Source organism: Selenomonadales bacterium (assembly GCA_017442105.1).
Taxonomy (GTDB): Bacteria; Bacillota; Negativicutes; order RGIG982; family RGIG982; genus RGIG982.
The window spans coordinates 1-3,856 of record JAFSAX010000107.1 but is presented as its reverse complement, the minus strand read 5'-3'; the positions used below and the strand labels follow the sequence as shown (position 1 = coordinate 3,856).

Genomic DNA, 3,856 nt, shown 5'->3' with positions numbered 1-3,856 from the left:
TGCCCCTGCCAATTATACAGCGATGTATGTTAGTACGTAACGGGGATGTGAAAAAATGGCTGCTAAAGAAACCGATCCGAAAGGCGGCGCAGCTCGCGGCAAGCAATTTGCTCGAGAAGTCAAAGCTGAAATGAAGAAAGTAACATGGCCGAGTAAGAAAGAGTTGGTTTCTTACACAGGTGTTGTTTTCGTTGCTGTCGTATTGATTTCGGCGCTGATTTGGTTCTATGACCTGATTTTGTCGGGTGTTATGAACATGATTTTATCTTAAGTATCTAAGGGGGTGGGGAGCGTTCCTCGGACGTTCCTTATGCTATGGAATCTGAAAAAAACTGGTATGTCATCCATACTTATTCCGGATATGAAAATAAAGTAAAAGCCAATCTCGAACGTAAAGTTCATTCGATGGGCATGGAAGACGAGATCTACCGTATCCTCGTTCCGATGGAAGATGAAGTCGAAACGAAAGACGGTAAGAAAAAAGTCACCAAGAAAAAGATTTTCCCGGGTTATGTATTGGTAGAAATGATTGTGAATGACCGTTCTTGGTATGTGGTCCGCAATACGCCTGGCGTAACGGGATTTGTTGGTTCCGGCACGAAACCGATCCCGCTTACGGATGCAGAGGTAAAACGGATACTCAAAGCAATGGGTTATGAAGAAATTAAGCCAAGCATTGATGTTGAAGTCGGACAAGTCGTTCGGATCGTATCCGGTCCGTTCGAAAACTGGACGGCGACTGTTACGGAGATCAACTCCGAGCGCGGTAAATTGAAAGTGCTTGTTGATTTATTCGGTCGAGAAACGCCCGGTGAGGTCGATTTCTCGGATGTTGAAAAGTTATAATGCGTATACTTTAAGGAGGTGTAACCACAATGGCTAAAAAGGTTGTAAAAATGGTAAAATTGCAGGTTCCTGCAGGTAAAGCTACGCCAGCACCGCCGGTTGGTCCTGCACTCGGTCAGGCCGGTGTTAACATCATGGCTTTTGTCAAAGACTTCAATGAAAGAACAGCAAAACAGGCTGGTCTCATCATTCCGGTAGAGATCACGGTATTCGAAGATCGTTCGTTTACGTTCATCACGAAAACGCCGCCGGCTGCAGTTCTCTTGAAAAAAGCTGCTGGTATCGAAAGCGGTTCCGGTGAACCGAACAAGAAAAAAGTTGCTACGATCTCCCGCGACAAAGTTCGTGAGATCGCTGAAAGCAAAATGCAAGACTTGAATGCCGCTTCCGTCGAAGCTGCTACCAGAATGGTAGAAGGTACGGCGCGCAGCATGGGTATCGTAGTCGAAGGCTAATCGATACTCGGTGGCAGGGATTCCCGCTATGACCACGTTAGGAGGAAAGAAAACAATGGGTAAAAAATATCAGGAAGCAGCGAAGCTTGTTGAAGACAGACTTTATGAAGCTGCAGAAGCGATCGAACTCGCTAAAAAAACTGCTGTTGCAAAATTCGATGAAACGATCGAAGTTGCAGTTCGCTTGGGCGTAGACGTTAAACACGCTGACCAGCAGGTTCGTGGCGCGGTTGTATTGCCGCATGGCACGGGCAAAAGCAAAACGGTATTGGTATTCGCTAAAGGCGATAAAGTAAAAGAAGCAGAAGCTGCCGGTGCAGATTTCGTAGGTTCCGATGAACTCGTTGCGAAAATCCAGGGCGGCTGGACTGAATTCGACGTAGCAGTTGCTACGCCGGACATGATGGGTACGGTAGGTCGTTTGGGTCGAATCCTCGGTCCTAAAGGTCTTATGCCGAACCCGAAAGTCGGAACCGTTACGATGGATCTGACTCGTGCGATCAACGAGATCAAAGCCGGTAAAATCGAATACCGCACGGACAAAGCTGGTATCATCCATGCTCCGATCGGTAAAGCATCCTTCGATGCAGATAAACTCGTTGACAACATGGCTACGTTGATCGACACATTGAATAAAGTAAAACCTGCGGCTGCAAAAGGTCAGTACATCCGTTCCGTAACGGTTGCATCGACCATGGGCCCTGGAATAAAGGTTAATCCGCTGAAAGCCTCCGCCAAAAAAGACTAATTTTGGTTTGGAATAACTCAATAGCAAAAATTAGACTGTAGACAGCAGGTATGTGTAATGGAGTGATCCGCCTGCCGAGGTCGGAGCGAATGGGAATAACCAGCAGCTTCCGACGAATAGAGTCGGAAGCTGTTTCTGATTACAGCTTTAAGGAGGTGTGAAAGTGGCAATTACAGCACAAAAACAAGCTATGGTAGCTGATCTCAAAGACATTTTTGTTAATGCTAAAGGCGTCGTTTTCACTGCTTACACGGGGATTACGGTTGCACAGGATACAAAACTCCGTCGCAAATTCCGTGAAGCAGGCGTTGAATATCGCGTTATCAAAAACACGATGGCAATGATCGCTGCCAAAGAAACTGAAAAAGAAGGTCTTCTCCCGACGTTTGAAGGTGCAACTGCAATGGCTTTCTCGAAAGAGGACGCAGTAGCTCCGGCAAAAGTGTTGGCAGATTTCGCTAAAGAAGAGAAACTCGAAGCTCTTCAGGTTAAAGCAGGTCTTGTTGAAGGCAGCGTTATCGACGCAGCCGGCGTTAAAGCACTCGCAGACTTGCCGCCGAGAGAAGTTTTGGTTGCTCAGGTACTCGCAGGCATGCAGTCCCCGATCGTTGGCTTCGTCAACGTTCTTCAGGGTACGATCCGCAACTTGGTATATGCTCTCGAAGCAGTACGCAAACAGAAAGAAACTGCATAATTTATGCATCGCTGCTTAATGCAGCATAAACAAAATTGAAATTTAAAAATAATAACTTACTTATTGGAGGTAATTTAAAATGACTAAAGAACAAATCATGGAAGCTATTGAATCGATGACGGTTCTCGAACTCTCTGAACTCGTAAAAGCATTGGAAGAAAAATTCGGCGTAAGCGCAGCAGCTCCGGTAGCAGTTGCAGCAGCAGCTCCGGCAGCAGCAGCAGCAGCTGAACAGACTGAATTCGACGTAATCCTCGCATCCGCTGGTTCCAGCAAAATCAACGTAATCAAAATCGTTCGCGAAGTAACTGGTCTTGGCCTCAAAGAAGCTAAAGCACTCGTTGACGAAGCTCCGAAAGCTCTCAAAGAAAAAGTTGCTAAAGACGAAGCTGAAAAAATCAAAGCTCAGCTCGAAGAAGCAGGCGCTACGGTCGAAATTAAATAATTTCTCGCTGCCGCTAGCAGCTTGAAGTTAGACATTTTTGTCGCAGTCAAAACCCGAATCTGCATTGCAGGTTCGGGTTTTTTGTTTATAAAACAGATAATATGACAGCAACGAAAAAACAGATCGGTATTATATTGTACATTTTTATTTTATTTTTATAAAATCGCTTGACAAACTTGACATTGCGTGTTAATATTTATTACTGCTATAAGAGTATATGATGCCGTATCCTGCCCGTTTTGAGGTAGGATAGTGCGGATACTCTATATGTATTAGCACTGTATAAGTAAAAGGAAATGTAACAGAAGAAGGTTGGTTGACCCCATCACGCACAAGCAAGGTTCTTATTCAAAAAGCTACATGAGGCCTTGCCTTTTTCGCATTTCTTTTACCACGCTCTGCAAATACATCAGTAGGGCTTTAAATTGGCTTAAGGGGTGAAGGATTTAATGTTCAATCCTGTTCCGGTAGGCAAACGAGTCAGGTACAGCTATGCAAAGATCAAAGAAGTACTGGACATGCCTAACTTAATCGAAATCCAGACAAACTCGTATGACTGGTTCCTGCGCAAAGGATTGCAGGAGATCTTCAAAGACATTTCTCCGATCCAAGATTTCACGGGCAACCTCGTGCTCTCGTTCGAGTCGTTCAGCTTGGGCGAGCCGAAG

Annotated in this window: 6 protein-coding genes and 1 other annotated feature; all 6 genes read left to right on the top strand. The window is 45.3% G+C overall.

Going from position 1 to position 3,856, the window contains the following annotated elements:
• Positions 1-55: 55 nt before the first annotated feature.
• The 6 genes from secE to rplL all read left to right on the top strand — a co-directional run bounded on the left by secE (position 56) and on the right by rplL (position 3,188).
• Entirely contained in the window at positions 56-271 is a 216-nt protein-coding gene (gene secE / locus IJN28_04255; protein ID MBQ6712984.1) for a preprotein translocase subunit SecE, read from the top strand.
• A 44-nt stretch (positions 272-315) separates the two neighbouring features.
• A complete protein-coding gene (nusG, locus tag IJN28_04250; protein ID MBQ6712983.1) occupies positions 316-846 on the top strand; it encodes a transcription termination/antitermination protein NusG in 531 nt (176 codons plus the stop codon).
• 29 nt (positions 847-875) lie between these two features.
• Positions 876-1,301 carry a 50S ribosomal protein L11 gene (gene rplK, locus IJN28_04245; protein MBQ6712982.1) on the top strand — a complete coding sequence of 142 codons (426 nt, stop codon included), beginning with the start codon at positions 876-878 and terminating at the stop codon, positions 1,299-1,301.
• A 55-nt stretch (positions 1,302-1,356) separates the two neighbouring features.
• The gene (rplA, locus tag IJN28_04240) at positions 1,357-2,049 is read left to right on the top strand and encodes a 50S ribosomal protein L1 (GenBank protein MBQ6712981.1); all 693 of its coding nucleotides are present in this window, start codon (positions 1,357-1,359) and stop codon (positions 2,047-2,049) included.
• Between the two features lie 17 nt (positions 2,050-2,066).
• Positions 2,067-2,196, top strand: a sequence feature (ribosomal protein L10 leader region).
• A 16-nt stretch (positions 2,197-2,212) separates the two neighbouring features.
• Positions 2,213-2,743: a 50S ribosomal protein L10 gene (locus IJN28_04235; protein ID MBQ6712980.1), complete on the top strand. Its 531-nt coding sequence runs from the start codon at positions 2,213-2,215 to the stop codon at positions 2,741-2,743.
• A 79-nt stretch (positions 2,744-2,822) separates the two neighbouring features.
• Complete coding sequence (rplL, locus tag IJN28_04230; protein MBQ6712979.1) at positions 2,823-3,188, top strand: 50S ribosomal protein L7/L12; 366 nt, start codon at positions 2,823-2,825, stop codon at positions 3,186-3,188.
• Positions 3,189-3,856: the final 668 nt, after the last annotated feature.